The organism is Synechocystis sp. PCC 7509 (assembly GCF_000332075.2).
Classification (GTDB): Bacteria; Cyanobacteriota; Cyanobacteriia; order Cyanobacteriales; family Chroococcidiopsidaceae; genus Aliterella.
In genome coordinates this window covers 686,193-706,069 of sequence record NZ_ALVU02000001.1, presented here as the reverse complement: position 1 = coordinate 706,069, position 19,877 = coordinate 686,193, and the positions used below count along the sequence as shown (strand labels likewise).

Genomic DNA, 19,877 nt, shown 5'->3' with positions numbered 1-19,877 from the left:
ATACAATAGGAACGACGATTAGGAACGCTGAGTGCGATCGCGCTAATTATGTGTAGATTATTAGGCTATATCGGCTCATCAATTCCATTGGACTATATATTATCCAAACCAGAACACTCTTTGATCGTTCAAAGCTATCAACCGCTCGAAATGAACTCAGGAGTAGTCAACGCCGATGGTTTTGGTATTGGTTGGTATCATCTTGAAAAAGAAACGAATCCTTTTATCTACAAAAACATTATCCCGATTTGGAATGATGTAAATTTGCCTAGTTTAGGGAGATATGTAGAGTCAGGCTGCATTTTAGGATACGTCCGCAGTGCAACCACCGGACAAGCAGTGGATATGAGCAATTGTCAGCCGTTTGAGTTCAATCAACTGTTATTTATTCATAATGGTAGGATTGAAAACTTTAAGCAGACGCTCATGCGTCCAATCTGCGAAGCCCTGAGTGACACTGCATACAAATTTATCAAAGGTAGCACTGATTCTGAACATTTTTTTGCTGTATTTCTTGATGAATATCTAAAAAACCCCGATGGTACTCTAGAACAAGCTTTGCGAGCAGCATTACTAAAATTGGATGAATTAGCTAAAATTCATCAAGTTTCTGCCTCCGCTAATATCATTATTAGCGATGGTAAGCGGCTAATTGCTGCTCGATTTGCAAGCGGGATAGAGTGTCCTTCTTTATATTGGACTAGGGACGACCTAGCTTATCCAAAATCCGTAATTATCGCCTCTGAACCTGTATTTAAAGGCGACTGGCATCGTTTTTCCGAACAGAGTATTCTTAGTGTGGGACAAGACCTTGAGATCGAAATCCATCAACTTTCAACAAACTAGCCAAGTTGTTGACCGCAGACAACAATTAGAGCAATGGTTGCATCAGTGTAGAACGGGAACTTTAGAGTTATTTGAATCTATAGACGAAACAACATTTTGTCATCAAGCGCACTCGGAATTTAGCCCCGTTGGTTGGCATTTGGGACATATTGGCTATACTGAGTCCTTGTGGTTGCTCGAACGTCAAACAGGCATAAAGCCAGAGTTTCCCGAATATCGCCGTTTGTTTGTCGCCGATGGATTACCCAAGTCTGAGCGCGTCAAATTGCCCCCCATAAGCGAGATTAAAACCTATCTTGAAGCAATTAGAAACAAAGTTCTTTTGCGTCTAGAAACCGTCGATTTGGAGCAAGAAGAACGTCTATGGCGTTGGCTACTGCAACATGAAAGTCAGCATACTGAAACTATTGCTTTTGTGATGCAACTTCAACGCTGGCACGACCGCGCCCCAGTAGGTGCAAGTTGGCAAAATCTTACTACTCAAAACAAATTTACCGTGCATCCCGCTCTCAATTCCTCTACAGTTCCAGCCAACTGTTTAGATTCAGAAATGGTTTGCATTGAATCGGGTGAGTTTACCCAAGGAAACGACTCTATAGACGCTTTAGACAACGAGCGTACCGCTCATCAAGTTTGCCTTGATACCTACTATATTGACCGCTACCCCGTTACCTGCGGGCAATATAGAGCTTTTATTGAAGCTGGTAGCTATCAAAATCCTACTTGGTGGTCAAAATCAGGCTGGAAATGGGTACAATCTGGGCAAGTAACAAAACCTTTATATTGGTCAGAAGATCATCGCTGGGACAATCACCCCGTTTGTGGGGTTAGTTGGTACGAAGCTGATGCTTACGCCCGATTTGTTGGTAAACGGCTACCTAGCGAAGCTGAATGGGAAAAAGCCGCCGGGGGCGATTGTACTTATCCTTGGGGAGAAGATATACCAACAGAAAACCACTGCAATCACGATAATACTGTTAATCAGACAACGCCAGTAAATGCTTACCCCGTTGGGCAAAGTGTTTATGGTTGTTACGATCTGCTGGGTAATGTTTGGGAATGGACATCTACAATATTTGAGGGATATGAAGGTTTTGCTAGCTATCCTTATCCTGGCTACTCTCAGGTATATTTTGATCGAGAGCATTGGGTGCTAAAAGGTGGTAGTTGGGCAACTCGTCCCTGGGCGCTACGTTCTAGTTTTCGCAACTGGTATTATCCTGACGTGCGGCAAATTTTAGCTGGGTTTCGCTGTGCTAAAAATAAGTAAATGGGTAATTGGTAATTGGTAATTGGTAATAATTTCAATTCCCGATTTTCGGATGGTTTTAAAAGATAGGTTGTTTCCTAAGTAGGAGTGTCAATGTCAATTTCTAATAATGCAAGCGGTAATCTTTCCACTAATCTAGAAAATCGTTTGCAAATCGAGCATTTGTTAAATGCAGCCACTTTATCGGCTTCCGCGCTTACAGAGAAAAGCGATGTGATTGCTGGATTAACTCAAACGCCTAAATCTATTCAAGCTCGTTACTTTTACGATGACTATGGTTCGCAACTATTTGAACAAATTTGTGAATTGCCCGAATACTATCTTACGCGCACGGAAACCGCCATATTACAAGAATGTGCGATCGCGATTTCTCAACTTACTGGGGCTTGCGAACTGGTAGAATTAGGTAGTGGTAGCTCGACTAAAACTCGCATTCTTTTAGATGCTTACAATCAATTAGACTATCCTCTACACTACCAGTCTATTGATGTGAGTGCAGGTATTTTAGAAAGCAGTGCCAAAGCGCTCTTGGCTGATTACCCCTATTTACAAGTTCATGCTCTTGTTAGCACCTACGAACTTGCTTTAAAACAACTAAAACCTTCTCCATTACCGAACCGAGTAATTTGTTTTATTGGTAGTTCTTTAGGCAATCTCAATCCTCAAGAATGCCAGAGTTTTTTCGCGCAAATTACTAAAGCTCTCCAACCAGGAGAATACTTTTTATTAGGCATAGATTTACATAAATCTAAAGATGTACTAGAACCTGCTTATAACGATAGTCAAGGAGTTACCGCAGCTTTTAATCTCAATATGCTTAACCACTTAAATCAACGCTTTGATGGCAACTTTGATTTAACCCAATTTGAACACTTAGCTTTTTATAATGAAACTGAGCGCCAAATTGAAATGCACTTGCGAAGTGTATGTTCTCAAACTGTGAGATTAAACGCTCTAGATTTAACAATTGATCTAGCATCTGACGAAACCATACTTACAGAAATATCCCGCAAATTTGACTTAAATACTATCGAGCAAGAATTGCAAGCACAAGGACTAAACCCAACGCACGTATGGACAGATGCTAATCAAAAGTTTGGTGTGTTACTTTGTCGATTGCTCCACTAACTCGTTGTTAAATTCATTTACCGGACGTAGCTTTAGTTCTTTTGACTGCAAGCGAGGTACGAGGTTAAATACTTCGCGTAATTTATCATCTACCTCCTCGTAAGGTACTTGTCCTTGCTTGTCAAATACTAACTTCCCAGCCTTATCTAAGATGACAACTTGAGGCACTATATCTTTGTAATAATATCCTGCTTCCGTTGGTGTATAGCTACTTTGTACAGGAATTGCATCTACATTTACAGGGATGATATCGGCAGCACGTCCATAAAAAGCTTGCATATTAGAAACAACGATCGCATACTGTTTGCAATCGCTGCTGTCATCAACATAATAAACTAATATCGTCGGCTTTGCTCCGGCTATAGATTGCGCTAAGGTGACTTTAGACGGCACTAACGAGCCATTGCCAGCATACAATACAAAAATATTGCCTTCAAAGCGATCGCTGTCTATCTCTGCATTAGCTATAGGCATTCCCAGTAATAATAAGCACACCACTACCATCAGTGTGAAAGTTAGATATTGCTTGAAAAAAGTCAATTTTAGTTTTAGAAAATTCATCAAAAAATCAGCCTGTTTAGTAAAAATTGATGCAACTAATCGCAGTAAAAGCAATTATAGTAACTTTTTACTTAAATGCAATTTATATTTTACACTTACTACCCGCATAAGATCGGCGGCACAGGTTATTTAATTCACGTACCGCAGTATAAATAATGTTACTGATACCTTGGAACTAATTCCTTGTTGTATAATTAATTTTGCTGCTTTAGATAGAGATATTTATTATTAATTAATTGCTATAAGAAGTTAGATATATCTTATTATTAAAAAGCAATGAGAAAATTAATTGTAATGTCTTTATCCGTTGCTTTGAGTATAATTTTAGTTGCTCCAGCTTTTAGTAAACCTCAGCCTCAGCAGCCCAAACCTACAGCAGGACTAAAAACGCAAGAAGAAACCCCATTATGCTATTTGCAAACATCCGATGGTAAAACTTGGAATCTCAACAATCTTTGCAGCCAGTCACCTAAAGAAGCAAATTCTTCAAAGTCAAAGGTAGCGAGCGCTAATCCCTATAATAACAATGCTATCAAAAAATTTGATGATGAATTGTATGGAGAAGGTAATTAATTATTGCTCGTTTATAATTTTCTATCAAAAATAACTGCGCTCCCAGTAAAAAATCTGGGGCGCAATGGCTTGTGTGAGGGCGCAGTGCATTACGCCCTTACTTAGAATCTGGGACAATTGATTGTTGCTGAAGTGACTTGGCTAAATTTATGGCTTTAGTATAACCCTCTCGATTGGACTGAGTTAAAAAAAGTTTAGCCGCTTGTTGATAATCTGCGATCGCTAAATCTGGATTTTTTAGGTTAGTATAAATTTCACCGCGAATAGTGTAAGCTTCTGCGTCTTTTTGATTACGAGAAATCGCACTATTTAAGTCTGCCATGGCTTTTTCATTTTCGCCTAGTTGATAATAAGCTGCGCCGCGATGGCGATATCCCGCACCTTCTTCAGGATAAATGCTAATTGCTTGAGTATAGTCTTCAATAGCATTTTGATAATCACCTAAAGCCGCGTAGGAAACCCCTCGGCTATTGCGGAGATAGGAATGGGCGGGATTAAATTCAATGGCTTTGGTATAGTCATCAATCGCCGCTTGATAATTTTTTAGTAAGCGGTGAATATCCGCCCGATAAGTAAAAGCAAGATAATGACTAGGCTGAATCTCTACAGCTTTACCAAAGCTTTCAATTGCACCAGAGTAGTTTTTTTGATGTAGCTTAGTTAGCCCTTCATTGACGTGGGATTCAGTAAGGCGCGAACTTTCCCTTTCTGCGGAAGTTTCGGACGGACTAGGTACGGAATGATGTTCGCTATGATTTTGAGAAATTACAGGTTTATTGACCGTTAAAACTATCCCAATTGCGGCTATAAATGCGATCGCCCTACTAAACATATACCTAAATTCTCCTTAAGATACTATTTCAAATCAAGCTTTTTTAATTTACATTTAGTAAATTTCTATGCTGCTCTAGCTTAGTGCTAGTTACAGGCTTAGAATACAAAGAGCTATGAGGCAATACGCGCAAAATTTCTTGTACCGTAGTTACCCCAGTTGTTACTTTTGCGATCGCCGCTAGTCGAAAAGAATCAAAGTTAGCCCCACGAACATAATGTTGCAGTTGTGTCATTGTCCCTTCGTAAATTATCTGCCGGATGCTGTCATCTATATTGAGCAGTTCAACTAGAGCTTCTCGCCCCAAATACCCAGAATTAAAACACTGACGACAGCCTTTACCATACCGCCAATTAGCCGTTTTTGCCTGCTCTGTATCCAAGCCTAAAACTTTCAAATCTGCTTCGGTAGGAGTATATTTTTCTGCACAATGAGGACACACTTTGCGAACCAAACGTTGAGCTACAACTCCTAAAAGTGCATCGCTAATAAATCCCGCATCTGGGCAAAGGTCTTTTAAACGTGGAATAGCACTTAGAGCATCATTAGTATGTAAAGTTGTTAATACCAAATGCCCCGTTAAAGCTGCTCTTACTGCCGTTTCTGCTGTTTCGCGATCGCGGATTTCTCCAATCATAATAATGTCTGGATCTTGACGCAAAATTGCTCGTAAACCCGCCGCAAAAGTCATCCCCGCAACTTCGTGAACTTGAGTTTGAGTAATCCCAGGTAATACGTATTCTACAGGGTTTTCTACCGTTACCAAATTGACGTGTTCTTCTGCCAATCTTTGCAAACTGGTGTAAAGCGTACTTGTTTTACCAGAACCTGTTGGCCCTGTAAAAATAATCATTCCTTGAGGCTGTTGCAACCAATGCTTGTAAGTGGCTAAAGTGCGATCGCTAAAACCTAATTCTTCGATACTAGAGAAATTATTTTCTCTTGGTAACAGCCGAATTACAGCTTTTTCTCCACCTATACAAGGCAACGTACTAACTCGCATATCTAGGCTTTGTTCGCTATCTTGCGCCGACATATATTTGTCACTAATTCTCGCATCTTGAGGACGGCGGCTTTCAGAAATATCCATTTCTGACATAACTTTGAGCGCAATAATTGCTTTGCGGCTTACTTCTAAGGGCAAAGTTGTAATGTTACGCAAAATTCCATCAATGCGATAGCGAACTCTCAAGCCATTAGGCATTGGTTCTAAGTGAATATCACTAGCTCGACTACGCAAAGCGCTAGAAATAATCGCTTTGATTCTACTAATTTGGTCGGCGGCTTTTGATAAAGAAATTTCGGTAGATTCGCTTAGGTTTTCTACTTTTGGCGCTTCTTTGTCGCTATAGTCAGGCGAAGAAGTAGAACTAAGACGATGATTATTTGCTTGGTTGTAACGGTGAACCCAGTCTCGGTAACTTTGATGTTTAATAGGCACAAACTTGATATCTGTTGCAGTTTGTTGACTGATTTTTTTAATTATATCGGGTGTTAACGGTACAGAACTTCCCAGAAAGTAGCAATTGCGCCATAGCAGTAGTGGAATTACTGGGGGTATAGTTTTCCGGTCGGAAAATTGCCGCAGAAATCTTTGACTTACTTCTGGATCAAGCAATCCTAAATTGACAACTCCTTGGTCATCTACTAATATTTTTAACGCTTGTTCGCAATTAATTTCTTGGTTTTTTAGACGCTGCCAGATTGAATGATGATTTTGCATTTTTAAGTTATTTAATTATTGATACTTAGCTATTTTATTTTTTCAGTGTATAACAGCTTATTAAATAAATTTTAGGTAGTAATTCTTGCCAAAGTAAAAGGTTTTATGATTCTCAGCCAAATAAAAACCAATAAGTTTTTAACTTAAAAGTTATATAGCCAGCAGCCCCCGTAATGCGATCGCATTACGGGATACTTAATAGTAGATAATCTCAGTCCACTTTAAAGAGGTGGCGCTGGTAATGATTGGGCTGGAGCCAAAGAAGCAAGGTTGACGGTGGCTTCGCCGACTTTAAATTGATTCATCATGTCATGGTCTTCGTGGACTGTATTATGACAGTGAGACATATAAGTACCACTATTTGGACCAAATCTACCAATGACTCTTAGGGTCTCATTTTCACCCACATAGAACACATCTTTCCAACCTTTTTCGTAAGCGAAGGGAGGCTTACCATTGCGGTCGAGGAGTTGCATATCTAATAGGTGCATATGAATTGGGTGAAACCAACCACCAGCATTGTTGTATATCTTCCAGATTTCCACATCACCTAACTGAGGACTGGCATCAAAGCGTTGATTGTCCCAGATTTTCCCATTAATTACCCATAAACCATTAGAGCGCTCGTATCTAAATTCACGGGTGCGGACGGCGGAAGCTTCATCAATAGGTTGAACGTAGCGCAGTGTGCTAGGAATAGAGCTAGGGTCGCTTTCCGTTCTCACTACCTCAAACTGCATGATTTTTTCTGTGTTGTCGTAATTGTCATTATTGGGTGGTTGGAGATTCCTTAAGACAATTTTGGTTCCAACTGCATATTTAGAAAAGTCAATAATTACTTCGTAACGTTCTGCCATCCCAATTCGCATACTGCTAGTAGGTACTGGCGCACTTATTAACCCCGCATCCGTACCGATGACAATCAAAGGTTCGCCAGTGCTAAGAGCAAGTTGGTAAGACCGTGAAATTGAGCCATTTAAAATCCGAAAACGGTACTTTCGATTTGCAACCTGCATTTTGGGCCAAGGTACGCCATTAACTAAAATAATGTCGCCCATTTGACTTTTTTGACCTTGATCGTCAAATATCAAATTGCCCTTTGAACCAAACTGCTTGTCTTGAATGAGTAGCGGTACATCATAATCACCTTTGGGTAAAGGTAAATTAAGTTCTTCTTGATCTTGAACTAAATAAGTTCCTGCTAGTCCCATGTAGACGTTGCGGGCGGTTTTATGAATAGCGTGATCGTGATACCACAACGTAGCTGCACGGTTATTGGGGTAAATATAATCTTTATATTGACCTGGATTGGTCAGGTCTTCAGCATAGCCATCGTATTGAGGTAGCGATGCCATTCCATGTAAGTGTACGGAAGTAGGCGTACCTACACTATTATTTATAAATCTAACTACTGAACGCCGATCTTTATTTTGCTTAATTGTCGGACCAGGAGTGATACCGTTATAAGCCCAAACTTCAGTTTTTAGCTTTGGGAGAATCTCTACCAAAGCTTTTTTCATCGTAATTTCGTAGTAATCAGTAGTGCTATCACTGCGCACTGGGTTAAGGACTGGTGGGACGCGAAATGGCAGCGTAAAGGGCGTTACGCTAGGACTACCCGCAGTTCCAGCATAACTACGGCTTTGGAATGCGATGGGTAATAATAATGAACTTCCTGCAAGCGCTCCTAGCTTGAGAGCTTGTCTTCTACTTATTGATGTCATTTTGGTGTTCTCGTTTGAAAGGTGGCGGTGTGCTATTGGGTGGCTGGAAAATTAGCTAGAAGTTAAGATTTATTAACCTTACTTTTCTAAGATGACAACTTTATAGTCATTAAGTGGTTACTTTATGTCTAACTTATGTAGAGAGTTAGACTAGGCTATTAAGTTAGACAGTTCAGGCAATGACAGCAATTACAAGGGTTAGTATAAATACTCGCATCCTTCCAGTGGCGAGGAAGTAACTAATTATTAGTGGTGCTAGACCTATTTCAAAGGCTATTTGACATTTACTGCAAAGCATGATATCTTTAGAGACTGATAAATTAATTTCCCGCAAATAAAGCTGTTTGTAGTAGCGGTAAATAAGATAGAGCGATCGCCTAGAAAAATTATTTGCACAACAATCCTCTACCTATGTTTGCTGGAAATTAGGTACAAAAGTTTCGCATCACCGATCGGTAATGCGATCGCCCTGAAAATTGTAAACTTGTAGGGTTGGTGACTTAATAATGAGAAGAAAATAAGTAATTGTTGGTGTCTAAGGTAAAAATTGATGATGCCACCATTACTTGTAACATTCTCACCATCAATAAAAATAACGAAAACCTGTTTCTGGTTTAACTATTAAAGCAAAAACATAAATTATGAGTTATTTGCGATCGCGGCAATATTTTCAACAAGAAATTAGTCAGCAAGACGAAGAAATCGATTTAGCATTATCAGCACTGTACATTGCTCAGGAAGAATATTCTAGTTTAGATGTACTCAAATATCTTAATACTTTAGATGCTATGGCAGCCGAACTAAAAAAGCGCTTACCAAGCCAGCGTTATCCGTTAAAAAATATTCAAACTATTAACAGTTATTTGTACGATGATCTAAAATTTAGCGGTAACGTTACTGAATACTACGATCCACGTAATAGTTTTTTAAATGACGTTATTGAAAGACGAGTAGGAATCCCGATTACCCTATCATTAGTATACTTAGAAATTGCTAAACGAATTGATTTCCCCATGGTAGGCGTAGGAATGCCGGGACATTTTGTAATTCGTCCCCAGCTTGCAGACATGGAAATATTCGTCGATCCTTTTAATCACGGTGAGGTGCTATTTCTTGAAGATTGTCAAGAACGGATCATGAAAGTTTACGGGCAACCTGTAGTTATGCAACCGGAATTTTTTGCAACTATAAGTAATCGGCAGTTTTTAGCCCGAATGCTGAGTAACTTAAAACTAATTTATCTCAATAGTCAACAATTAGAAAAAGCTTTAGCCGCCGTTGAGCGCATTTTAATGTTGTTTCCGAGCGCCATTGTAGAAATACGCGATCGCGGATTAATTTATTATCAAATAGGTAGTTGGATATCTGCGGTAAAAGATTTTGAAACTTATTTACAAAAAGTTCCTGATGCTCAAGATGCTCCTGTAATCCGGCGTTTATTGAAGCAGTTGAGTAGCGATAGTTAAATCTATCTTTTAATTAGTAAACGTTGTAGGGGGCGCAATGCATTGCGCCCCTACGAGATAATGTTTATGAATCAAATAGAATTACTATAGATATCAAAAAGGCAGAAAATCTAGATAAAATATGTTTAATCTGAACTTTCTGCCTAAATAATATTTAGGATTTAGCACCCATTTCAACTACTAGACTCCGCATGAAATTGATACGTTGTTCAAAGTCAAGTTGTTTGATTTGATTTACAAATTCATCGGTTTGAGATGGCAACTGATAATCAGAAGGGACTTGAATAATTAAACCTTCATCCATACCTTGAGCCAAACGCAACCATACATCCAATCTACCGCTAGAACTCAAAGCGCTGTAGCTACGGCTAATATCGGAATCTGTACCGCTAGCAATGTCGCGCTGCGCCTGTAATTGTTGATCTTGAGGCATTGATTTAATGCGATCATAGAAAGCTTCGGCGCTGTCTTGAGCAGAAGCAGAATTGCCGGGATTTAGTTTATCTTTGAGATCGAGATAACCAAACCAGAGAATGGCTAATTGTGTATCTACATCAAAGCTTTTGAAGGTTTCTAGAGATTGCGTTGTGTTTTCGTCGGTAGCAAAAGTCATAGTTAAAAGTGTCTGATTGTTCTTATTGCATGGCAATAACTTAGGTTTAATCAATCAAAGCGGCTAAATTAACCCTGCAAAAGATAGATGTATAGGTCGTTACTAAAGATAGATGTAGGCAAGTTACTTGATACTGAAACCTGCGTAAGCAAGACACAGCCAGCCAACAATAAATGCCGCACCGCCAAGAGGGGTAATTGCTCCCAGGATTTTGATATCGGTAAGACTGAGGGCGTATAAGCTACCAGAAAATAGCGCCATACCGATAATAAAAGCCCATCCGGTGACAACTAAAATTGTGGGCGAATCAGTCCGCAGCAGTAATATCGCGACTATTAGCAGTGCGATCGCATGATACATCTGATATCTAGCGGCTGTTTCAAAAATTTCTAGAGCGCGATCGCTTAGTGTTACTTTTAAGGCGTGAGTGGCAAAAGCACCAGCAGCAACGGATAAGCCACTAAAAATTGCCCCTAAAGTGATGAACAATTGAGTCATTTTTTGGGTTTGGATAGAAAAAGAGCGATCGCTTATGATATTTAGCCACCTTTAAAAATTTTACGATTTGACCGGACTTCAAAGCTCAATTGCGAACGATAAAAGCAGACATCAAACTCTAAAAAGAAATTCATGCGACCTAATAGTAATGGTGCATCATCCGACTGACTCCATGCAAATACCAACCGAACTGGAGCAAAATTACCAATTTGAGCAGAAACCAATAAACCCCGTGCCTCAACTGAAGCTAGATTGCCAGCCAGAGTCACTAGAAGTTGTCATATCTTCCCAAACCGCACCAAGCTGGACTCCAATGCTATACGGAAGCACGTTAACACTTGCATCTGTATCTAGTAAGGCTAAAACCTTGAGCGATGAATCTCGGTACATTAATGTTAGAGGCAGTTGAGGCAAGGCATCAGAAACGCCAAATGTATCAAATCCTTCCGTGAAATCAAATCTTTGACTGTCAAGCATTAAGCTGTGGGTTGATCTGATTCTAAAAGTTGAGCCAATTTTTGCGCCGCCCCGTGAGAGTTCAATGGCGACCAGACTGGATAAGTTGCTCCAGGTTGTAAACTTGGTTCTTCTTCTTTAGCCAGTTCCATAACCAAAAACTGTATAACTTTCAACTTATCACCGCGCGGTAAATCTCTTAAAGCTGGAAAGAGCTTCGTTACAATCATAGATTTTAGACAACTTACTACTGCTCTATTTTTCCACATATCTCTTAAATTGAAAGCTTCTATAAATGCGATCGCATGATACATCTGATATTTCGCCGCCGTTTCAAAAATCTCTATCGCGCGATCGCTCAATGTTGTTTTTAAGGAGTGGGTTGCAAAAGCTCCAGCAGCAACGGATAAGCCACCTAAAATTGCCCCTAAAGAGATGAATAACTGAGTCATTTTTTGGGTTTGGATAGGAAAAGAGCGATTTAGTATCACGCTCATTTTGCTGTCGATGTTAATCTTCTACTTACAATTAAGCAAAGCTTCAATATTTGCTGATACGATTTTTTCTAAATTGTGCGTAATCTTTTCACTTTCCCAATTCCACCAAGCTATTTCAAGTAAAGATCGAATAGTTTCATCATTAAATCGTTGACGAATACACTTGGCTGGATTGCCCCCAAAAATTGTATAGGGCGGGATATCACTTACTACTACGGACTTTGCGGCAACGATCGCTCCATCTCCTACTTGCACTCCCGGCATAATCACTGTTTCATAGCCAATCCACACATCATTACCAATAACTGTGTCTCCTTTATATGGTAGTTCTTGAGGCTGAGGATTGACTTTTTCCCAGCTATTACCGAATATCCCAAACGGATAAGTTGAAAACCCATCTAACTTGTGGTTTGCACCATTCATGATGAATTTTACGCCTCTAGCCAAAGCACAAAATTTGCCAATGATTAGGCGATCGCCGATAAAGGGAAAGTGGTACAAAACATTACGTTCAAAGTCTTCCGAATTTTCTGGATCGTCGTAATAGGTGTAATTTCCAATGATTATATTGGGATTCGATACGGTGTTTTGAATAAAGCAAATTTGGGGAAATCCCTCCATAGGATGCTTATTTTTGGGATCGGCTCCGTACAAAATAGACTCCAGCTTTTGCAAATTCTTGTTTCTGCATCCTAACCCAAATTTTAAGCCTACTGCTTTAGCCTGTAACTGAAGCAATAAGCCTATTTATTGTACTGTGCGACTTTTTACCGAAAAACGAGCTAAAGCCCCTGTTTTCAAACATGGGGATGTAGGCGGTTAGTGCTTTTAAGCACCTGCAATATGTTATAATTAAGTAAATGGAAAAAGTAATTAACCACTTAAAAAACCTAGTATCTAACCTATACGCTGATTCGATACAAGGAAAAAGGCTCGTATTCGGGAAATAAACAAAACAACTCAAAAGCTGTTATTGTGGAACTCCTCGAAAGTTTGAATTTGACGTTTGAAGCAGGGGATTTAAGCGAACTCGTAGCAAACGCACCAAACACAAATCGTACAATAGATTTTGTCATTCCCAACAAGCAAAATCCGAGAATTATAATTGAAAGTTCCTATCTGGCGACAACTGCTTCTAGTCAAGGAGACAAAGCTAAAACAGAAATTGCCGTCGGTTTTTTACTCAAACAACATTATCCAGCAGCGAAATTTATTGGATTCGTGGATGGTGTTGGCTGGTATGTTCGCAAACAAGATTTGCGGAGAATGGTCGCGGCGTTTGATGAAGTGTTTACTTTTCACAAAAGCGAGTTACTACGCTTCTCTTGGAAAGGTTTTCGGTAGGCACAGCCTCCCGCAAACTTTCCGCTTCGAGCAATTTTTAATTCAGGAATTAACTCAATGATAGAAAAGTATCTAAACCAAATTGTGCAAGGCGATTGCCTGAATTTACTACGCAAACTTCCAAGTAACAGCGTTGATATTGTGTTTGCCGATCCGCCGTTTAATCTTAAGAAAAAATATAATAGTCACAAAGACAGTCTGGCTTTGCAAGACTATTTGAACTGGTGTGAAACGTGGATTACTGAGTGTGTCAGAATTACAAAACCAACGGGTTCTATTTTTTTGCATAATATTCCTAAATGGCTAACTTACTACGCGAGTGTATTAAACAATCTCGCAGATTTTCGGCATTGGATTTCGTGGGACGCGCCAACGGCACCGATGGGAAAATCTCTACAACCGAATCATTACGGAATTTTGTTTTACGCGAAAGATGCAAAGCAGAATAAATTTTACGAGCTACGTTACCCGCATAAACGCTGTCGAAAATGCGGCTATTTACATAAAGATTACGGCGGCAAAAAAGCTTTACTTCATCCATTTGGTTCGCTAGTTTCTGATGTTTGGACAGATATTCATCGCATCAAACATAATAAATACCGCGACGAGCATCCGTGTCAATTGCCCATACATTTACTTGAGAGAGTAATTTTAATGTCAACGGACGAAAACGACGTTGTGCTTGACCCATTTTTAGGAACAGGAACAACGGCGATCGCTGCTAAACGATTAGGCAGAAATTTTATCGGCTTTGAACTTGACTATGTTTATTGTGAGGCTTCAAAGCTTAAACTCGCGCAAGAAATAGCAAGTTCCAAAATCGGCGAGTGTTGGGTTAGTTATTTCTTAGATGGAATTGTAACTTTGCGCGACAAAGATTGGTTAGAAATTTCTCAACATTATTTTATTCCCCAACAAATCAAGCAAATAGACTCAATTAAAATTACTTTGCAAAAGGCAGCAAAAAATTGTTTTTGTCCGCCAAAGCCAACTGAAATAATCAGCGATTTTTCTCTCCCTTGTTAACTAATTTTCATTGCATCCAAAGTCTTATAACTATATTTAAGATAGAAGTTTTTAGTAGTGCAAAATTATATACATCTTGCACTACTTCACATTTATTTGCGGGTCGCTTCTAAAATGCGGGAAAAGTAAAAGCTAGTTTTAGTCATTGCTTGTCTTTGGACTACAAAGCCGTTACTTTCCAGAATTTTGATCACATCGGCTTCGCGATGTAGGTAAGCGCGAGTTGCTTTACTTGCGCCAGGAAAAAAACTACCAATTTTTTTCAAAATACTTAAAGCCAAAGTTTTCGGAGCAAAACTCAAAATTAGGCGCGATCGCGCCATAGAAGCAAGGTGAGAGATCATTTTATCCGCCTCGGTTTGGGGATAGTGAATCAAAACGTCTAAGCAAGTAACTGTATGGTATTCACCGCTAAGAGTTTCTAAGTCTTGAACCGCAAACTTAAGCTTATCTGTTTTACCTAACTCGGCAATACCTCTTTCTATTGCTTCAGTAACCATTTTCTCAGAAATATCGCTGCCGTAAACTGTCGCTCCAGCTTGGGCTAGGGGGATGCTCAGACTGCCTACACCACACCCCGCATCGCAGATGGTCAACGAGCTTAAATCATCGGTTTTGAGCCAATTTAGGACGGTATCAACAGTTTGCTGGTGTCCGGTACGAATGTCTAACTGAACTTTGTTAACTTCGCCATCGCCATAAATTCGCCGCCAGCGATCAAATCCGGTGGAGTTAAAATACTCTTTAACAATGGTTTTATCGTCTGCTGGATTCATGAATTTATTTTTATACTTTCCCAGGGTTTAACTTAACATTTATAGGTGCTAGAGACTCATCAACTGAGGTGACGAGTAGTCAAGAGAATCTATTAGTCTTGCCCAACTTAGGTTTTTGGTCGATTCGTCGAAATGCCAACGGATTAGTTGATTAGCTACAGTGTTTTCAATTCCACTAGCGATATTAATGGCAATTCTTGGTGAACTTGTAGCTAATGCGATCGCACTACCAACTTCGCATATACCCCATTTAACTAAGTTTTGGACTCCGGTAAATAATGGTAAAGTTGTGCCGGATAAAGTGTTGTCAGCTAATCGTGCTGTACCCCTCGTAACAGTTATTTGTCTTGTATCCCAGGGGTAAACGCCATCAGGTAATCCCAAGGGTGCTAAAGCATCACTAACTAGAAACAATCCCTGTTGGTAATTGCTGGCTTGAAGTAACACTTGAATCATGGTAGGGCAGATATGTTGCCCATCGGCAATTAAACCGCATTTTACGCGCTGATTTACTAAAGCTGCTCCTAGCAATCCTGGTTCTCGATGATGCAGTGATGGCATGGCATTGAAGGCATGAGTTACCATTGATGCCCCTAGTTCAAAAGCTCGTTTTGCTTGGGCTGCGGTGGCTAGGGAGTGACCTAAACTAATAGTTATGTCTAGGTTCTTTAAATAGGGGATTGCTTGCCCAGTGGGGTCTAATTCCGGCGCTAAGGTGACGATCTTAACGATGTGACTTTGTTCGGCCAAAATATACTTCAAGTTGTCAATAGTCAGTGGTAATAAGTATTCTTTTGGGTGTGCGCCGCGCTTTTCAGGGTTTAAAAAAGGCCCTTCTAAATGCACTCCCAGAATTTGCGCGGTTTGTTGAGACGTGGATTTTTGACTCTCAATAAAATCAGTCAGGGTAGCGAGAACTCGTTTAATATTTTCCACAGAAGTTGTAACTAGAGTAGGGACAAAGCTATCTACTCCTTGTTGCCAAAGAAATTGACAGATTTTTGACAATAATTCGCTGTCTTGTGCCTGGAAGTCAGTAAATGCTAATCCTAGCGCCCCATTAATCTGTAAATCTACACCACCCAAGGAAATGTAATCGCCAGCTACATCCAATACTTTTCTATCTGTTGCAAGTTTGCTCATGGGTAGAATTTGAGCAACTTTGCCTTGAGAATCGACTCTAATTGCCCGTAAAGTTCCACCATCAGGTACACGAGCATTGATAATATCTAAGTTGGCGATCGCACTATTCATTAAATTGCGTCCCTATATCTGCTACAAAATTTTTAACTAACCTCTAAATACTATGACTCAACCACTAATCGGCATTATTATGGGTAGCGATTCAGACTTACAGGTTATGCAGGATGCGATCGCAATTTGTACAGAATTTGCGCTAACGCCTGAAGTTGCAATTATTTCCGCTCATCGTACTCCCGAACGGATGTTTGAGTACGCCACTGAAGCCCACAAACGCGGCATTAAAGTTATTATTGCTGGGGCAGGTGGTGCGGCGCATTTGCCTGGTATGGTTGCAGCTTTAACTCCTTTGCCTGTAATTGGCGTTCCTGTACCTAGTCGCCACTTACAAGGGCTTGATTCTTTGTACTCTATTGTTCAAATGCCTGCGGGTATTCCTGTCGCTACTGTAGCGATTGGTAATGCGGCTAATGCTGGGTTGTTAGCGATTCAAATTTTAGCAACTTCGCAAAGCGAGTTATTAGAGAAAGTCCAAAAGTATCGCCAAACTTTAAAGCAATCTGTTTTAGACAAACAAGCAAAACTTGAAGCGATGGGCTATCAAAAATATCTAACTAACTTTAATCATTAGTTTGACGCACCCCATTTAACACGGGCTGCACCTCAGAATCGGAAAATAAATTACTGCCACCATTCCAGTTAAAATCGCTAATCCGCAAACTTAAAGAGCCTAATTCCAACACTGGATTATAACGTAAAGCAACGCCATAGGTGCGGCGGCTGTATTCCAAAATGTAGTCAGTGCTAATATTTTCTCCCGTATCTAAGTTAAGGGCGGCTTGGATACCAAAACGAAAAGGCCCGTAGATTTGTTGGACAAAGCCAAGTTCGAGAACTTTATTATCCACCGCGCGATCAAACAAAAATGGTGATAGTCCACTACGAATATCTTGGGAAAAATTGATTTTAAAGCCCGTGTAATCAAAAAACTCCCTAGAGAAATGCCCAAATTGTCCTTGAATACCAATAGTTCCGGTAATTGTATTTTGGCTATCTCCACTACTGTAAAGGCTACTAACTCCTTTTAATCCAGTAGCTAAACTGACATAAGGAATTACTGGGGCGGGGGTATATCGCAGCCCCTCGGTAGGAGTAGCAGCTAAAGCTTGTCCTTGCCACAAAGTAAAGCCACGATTGAGGGCAACGCTGGCTTGCAGGCGGCTTAAAGAAATGCGATCGCTATCTCTCTGGGATGCCAATAAGTCTGAGCGATCGCTTTCGGCATTAATCAACTGTGCGCCACCTTGATAGCTCAAAGCAATTCCAGTATTTCCCAAAGCAATCACTGGTGAAGTCAAAACCCCGCCTAAACTGCTTTGTACGGTTTGATAACCGAGACTGCCATTAAACAAGCGATCGCGATAGCTGTATTCTACGGTCAATTGATGGGGTCTAGCGCTGCTCCCTACGGCTTGAGTAAGTCGCAAGCTCCCTCGCAAATTGTCTTCTAATTGGCTTAAGTCTAGGCTAGTAATTGAGGCTCTACCTCTAACTGAAGTCCGCTCTCCCAGATTTACTTGCAATTTTGACCTCAAACCATACAAATCGGGATCGAGGACGTTACCGCCGCTTTCGGTGACTGCTGATTGTACAAAAAACTGTGGTGTTAAAGTTAACTGTATTTGTTCGCTATTGATGGGGCTAAAGTTGCGCTCAATAAATACTCCACCTCGTTCGTCACCATCTAAGCCAATTTGAAATAATCCTGGTGTAACTTCTCTTTCGGTGCGATCAATGACTGTTTGATTTTTAGGAATGGGGATTGATAGCCCTTGGTCGAATACTAAACGCTGACGAGTAGTAACAATGCGATCGCGCTGGGGCGTTTCCCGTGTCAGCGTCACTGTATCTGCTCTTAATTCTAGTTCTGGTGGCGCAAAGGGATCGTTGGTAATTTTGACATTTTGAGCTTGCCAACCTTCCGGGTAAAATTGGACTTGTTGTGCCTGAAAACTCAAGCGGCGAACTTCACCCCCTTGTTGCGGTAAAGCAACGTTGTTAACGTCTCTACCTGCACCTATACTAATGCCAATTCCCCCTGTACTCGTAACGTCTTGCCTGGGTTGATTGGCGGTAATGCGATCGCTTGGTGGTGCGCTTACTCCTCCGGCGCTGATATCGGTGGCTAAATTAACAGATAAGTCTTGACTAGCGCTAGGAATAAAAATTTCGCCACTAGCATTGAGCAATTGACCAGTATTTTGCACAAAGTTGTAGGTAAATCTTTCACCCCGAAGTATTTGTTCGCCTCGCGTTACGGCTACATTTCCTTGCCCTACAGCGATGCGATTAGATAGATTGACTTGCAAGCTGTCTGCGTCTATAACTCCGCCATTTAGCCTTACTACGACGTTACCTTCGGCGGTAACAATTTGTCTTTGCTCGTCGTACTCTTGGCGATCGGCGTTTAATTCTACAATTCTGCTATTTACTGGAGCAACATTACTCGGTTGGGTTTCTCCGCTCCCCGTTGGGGTGGGAGGGTTTTCCCTTGGTGGCGATTGTATTTCTACGGGTGTAGTTGGACTAGGCGAGGTTTCTACACTTTCCGTTGGGATATTTTCGACGCTTTGGGGGTTGTTTGTAGGGGTTGCTGGTGCTACAGGTTCAATAGGTGTCTGTTGGTTACTTTGAGTTGTCGCCGCTTGTAAGCGATCGCTAAGACTAACAGGATTATCTAGAGCGATCGCTCTCTTATGGGCTTGTAAGGCAGAAGGTAAAGGTGAATCGGGGGTATTTGGCGTTACTACCGGGCTAATATGAGGCTTTGATAATGGCTTGGAATCAATAAAGCGGTTTTTTTCTACTTGAACTATAGGAGGCGGTGCAGGTGACGGTAATGGGTAGGGCATATTCGTTCAAAACATGAGTAGCGAATTATCAGCCCGGAAGCATGAATTTAACCACACTGGCAACCGCCTCTAGTATTAGTTGTTTGCAGGTGTCTATAGAAGTCGCAAGGGGCGGTTTATTCTAAATCGCGACGGCTAGGATTGCGAGAAGGATCGTTGGACAAAAAGCCAAAGAAAAACATGGCGACAAATATACCAACAACAATATACACAGCTATTTTGAGAGTGACCACAGGAATTGTCTCCGCAATAAATATTCAGCAGATAGCTTTCTTATAATACCCAAAGATCGGGCTATTTTTCTGCAAGTGCGATCGCCCTAAGTAAATTAATTTAGATTAGAAGTCGCTAGCAAAAACTACTAAAATAATTTTTTTTACCCATAAAAGTATCAAGAGTTGCCAATTCAAGGTAGAACCAGGTAAACAATAG

Annotated in this window: 22 protein-coding genes; 8 read left to right on the top strand and 14 right to left on the bottom strand. The window is 40.5% G+C overall.

Translation table 11 applies throughout. From position 1 onward, the window contains the following. Nucleotides 1–48: 48 nt before the first annotated feature. From egtC to egtD, 3 genes are all read left to right on the top strand, one after another. Nucleotides 49–846: an ergothioneine biosynthesis protein EgtC gene (gene egtC, locus SYN7509_RS0203645; protein ID WP_009631672.1), complete on the top strand. Its 798-nt coding sequence runs from the start codon at nucleotides 49–51 to the stop codon at nucleotides 844–846. Next, nucleotides 812–2,116 (top strand): ergothioneine biosynthesis protein EgtB, encoded by a 1,305-nt coding sequence (egtB, locus tag SYN7509_RS0203640; protein WP_038020785.1) that lies wholly within the window; start codon nucleotides 812–814, stop codon nucleotides 2,114–2,116. The genes egtC and egtB overlap by 35 nt, the downstream gene beginning before the upstream one ends. Before the next feature lie 93 nt (nucleotides 2,117–2,209). After that, on the top strand, nucleotides 2,210–3,244 hold the full coding sequence (gene egtD, locus SYN7509_RS0203635) for an L-histidine N(alpha)-methyltransferase (RefSeq protein ID WP_009631676.1): 1,035 nt from the start codon (nucleotides 2,210–2,212) through the stop codon (nucleotides 3,242–3,244). Here the strand turns inward: egtD and SYN7509_RS0203630 are convergent. After that, a complete protein-coding gene (locus SYN7509_RS0203630) occupies nucleotides 3,221–3,805 on the bottom strand; it encodes a thylakoid membrane photosystem I accumulation factor (protein WP_028954079.1) in 585 nt (194 codons plus the stop codon). The genes egtD and SYN7509_RS0203630 overlap by 24 nt on opposite strands. 276 nt (nucleotides 3,806–4,081) lie before the next feature. Here SYN7509_RS0203630 and SYN7509_RS0203620 point away from each other — a divergent pair, with 276 nt between their 5' ends. Continuing rightward, nucleotides 4,082–4,378: a hypothetical protein gene (locus tag SYN7509_RS0203620; RefSeq protein ID WP_009631678.1), complete on the top strand. Its 297-nt coding sequence runs from the start codon at nucleotides 4,082–4,084 to the stop codon at nucleotides 4,376–4,378. Nucleotides 4,379–4,475: 97 nt separating this feature from the next. Here the strand turns inward: SYN7509_RS0203620 and SYN7509_RS27455 are convergent, their stop codons facing one another. The 3 genes from SYN7509_RS27455 to SYN7509_RS0203605 form a co-directional block, all read right to left on the bottom strand. Next, nucleotides 4,476–5,210, bottom strand: a complete 735-nt coding sequence (locus tag SYN7509_RS27455) for a tetratricopeptide repeat protein (RefSeq protein ID WP_009631679.1) — start codon at nucleotides 5,208–5,210, stop codon at nucleotides 4,476–4,478. Between the two features lie 43 nt (nucleotides 5,211–5,253). Further along, nucleotides 5,254–6,933, bottom strand: a complete 1,680-nt coding sequence (locus tag SYN7509_RS25035; RefSeq protein WP_009631680.1) for a GspE/PulE family protein — start codon at nucleotides 6,931–6,933, stop codon at nucleotides 5,254–5,256. Nucleotides 6,934–7,154: 221 nt separating this feature from the next. Then, complete coding sequence (locus SYN7509_RS0203605; protein ID WP_009631681.1) at nucleotides 7,155–8,657, bottom strand: multicopper oxidase family protein; 1,503 nt, start codon at nucleotides 8,655–8,657, stop codon at nucleotides 7,155–7,157. Nucleotides 8,658–9,298: 641 nt separating this feature from the next. On the opposite strand from SYN7509_RS0203605, the gene SYN7509_RS0203600 reads away from it, so the two are divergent. Continuing rightward, entirely contained in the window at nucleotides 9,299–10,123 is an 825-nt protein-coding gene (locus SYN7509_RS0203600) for a SirB1 family protein (protein ID WP_009631682.1), read from the top strand. A gap of 154 nt (nucleotides 10,124–10,277) precedes the next feature. On the opposite strand, the gene SYN7509_RS0203595 is transcribed toward SYN7509_RS0203600, so the two are convergent. The 6 genes from SYN7509_RS0203595 to SYN7509_RS0203570 all read right to left on the bottom strand — a co-directional run bounded on the left by SYN7509_RS0203595 (nucleotide 10,278) and on the right by SYN7509_RS0203570 (nucleotide 12,844). Then, nucleotides 10,278–10,736, bottom strand: coding sequence for an orange carotenoid protein N-terminal domain-containing protein (locus tag SYN7509_RS0203595; RefSeq protein WP_009631683.1), 459 nt, complete (start codon nucleotides 10,734–10,736; stop codon nucleotides 10,278–10,280). 123 nt (nucleotides 10,737–10,859) lie between these two features. After that, nucleotides 10,860–11,234 carry a DUF423 domain-containing protein gene (locus SYN7509_RS0203590; RefSeq protein ID WP_009631684.1) on the bottom strand — a complete coding sequence of 125 codons (375 nt, stop codon included), beginning with the start codon at nucleotides 11,232–11,234 and terminating at the stop codon, nucleotides 10,860–10,862. Between the two features lie 41 nt (nucleotides 11,235–11,275). Next, nucleotides 11,276–11,503, bottom strand: coding sequence for a hypothetical protein (locus tag SYN7509_RS30905; RefSeq protein WP_009631685.1), 228 nt, complete (start codon nucleotides 11,501–11,503; stop codon nucleotides 11,276–11,278). Beyond that, the gene (locus SYN7509_RS30900; protein WP_009631686.1) at nucleotides 11,472–11,711 is read right to left on the bottom strand and encodes a hypothetical protein; all 240 of its coding nucleotides are present in this window, start codon (nucleotides 11,709–11,711) and stop codon (nucleotides 11,472–11,474) included. The genes SYN7509_RS30905 and SYN7509_RS30900 overlap by 32 nt, the downstream gene beginning before the upstream one ends. After that, nucleotides 11,711–12,187 (bottom strand): DUF423 domain-containing protein, encoded by a 477-nt coding sequence (locus tag SYN7509_RS30895; protein ID WP_009631687.1) that lies wholly within the window; start codon nucleotides 12,185–12,187, stop codon nucleotides 11,711–11,713. Before SYN7509_RS30895 ends, SYN7509_RS30900 begins: the two co-directional genes overlap by 1 nt. A 21-nt stretch (nucleotides 12,188–12,208) precedes the next feature. Then, entirely contained in the window at nucleotides 12,209–12,844 is a 636-nt protein-coding gene (locus SYN7509_RS0203570) for a Vat family streptogramin A O-acetyltransferase (protein ID WP_071994176.1), read from the bottom strand. A gap of 318 nt (nucleotides 12,845–13,162) precedes the next feature. Here SYN7509_RS0203570 and SYN7509_RS0203565 point away from each other — a divergent pair, with 318 nt between their 5' ends. Together SYN7509_RS0203565 and SYN7509_RS0203560 are read left to right on the top strand one after the other, a co-directional pair. After that, entirely contained in the window at nucleotides 13,163–13,531 is a 369-nt protein-coding gene (locus SYN7509_RS0203565) for a DpnII family type II restriction endonuclease (RefSeq protein WP_009631689.1), read from the top strand. A 57-nt stretch (nucleotides 13,532–13,588) separates the two neighbouring features. Continuing rightward, on the top strand, nucleotides 13,589–14,557 hold the full coding sequence (locus SYN7509_RS0203560; RefSeq protein ID WP_009631690.1) for a DNA-methyltransferase: 969 nt from the start codon (nucleotides 13,589–13,591) through the stop codon (nucleotides 14,555–14,557). Nucleotides 14,558–14,649: 92 nt separating this feature from the next. On the opposite strand, the gene bchM is transcribed toward SYN7509_RS0203560, so the two are convergent. Both bchM and nagA read right to left on the bottom strand, forming a co-directional pair. Continuing rightward, the gene (bchM, locus tag SYN7509_RS0203555; protein ID WP_009631691.1) at nucleotides 14,650–15,333 is read right to left on the bottom strand and encodes a magnesium protoporphyrin IX methyltransferase; all 684 of its coding nucleotides are present in this window, start codon (nucleotides 15,331–15,333) and stop codon (nucleotides 14,650–14,652) included. A gap of 48 nt (nucleotides 15,334–15,381) precedes the next feature. After that, nucleotides 15,382–16,587 carry an N-acetylglucosamine-6-phosphate deacetylase gene (nagA, locus tag SYN7509_RS0203550; RefSeq protein WP_009631692.1) on the bottom strand — a complete coding sequence of 402 codons (1,206 nt, stop codon included), beginning with the start codon at nucleotides 16,585–16,587 and terminating at the stop codon, nucleotides 15,382–15,384. Between the two features lie 52 nt (nucleotides 16,588–16,639). On the opposite strand from nagA, the gene purE reads away from it, so the two are divergent. Then, a complete protein-coding gene (gene purE / locus SYN7509_RS0203545) occupies nucleotides 16,640–17,164 on the top strand; it encodes a 5-(carboxyamino)imidazole ribonucleotide mutase (protein WP_009631693.1) in 525 nt (174 codons plus the stop codon). Here the strand turns inward: purE and SYN7509_RS0203540 are convergent. Both SYN7509_RS0203540 and SYN7509_RS28210 read right to left on the bottom strand, forming a co-directional pair. Continuing rightward, nucleotides 17,154–19,445, bottom strand: a complete 2,292-nt coding sequence (locus SYN7509_RS0203540) for a DUF3769 domain-containing protein (protein WP_009631694.1) — start codon at nucleotides 19,443–19,445, stop codon at nucleotides 17,154–17,156. The two genes, purE and SYN7509_RS0203540, sit on opposite strands and share 11 nt — an antisense overlap. Nucleotides 19,446–19,561: 116 nt before the next feature. After that, on the bottom strand, nucleotides 19,562–19,678 hold the full coding sequence (locus SYN7509_RS28210) for a photosystem II reaction center protein I (RefSeq protein ID WP_071994145.1): 117 nt from the start codon (nucleotides 19,676–19,678) through the stop codon (nucleotides 19,562–19,564). Between the last annotated feature and the right edge of the window lie 199 nt (nucleotides 19,679–19,877).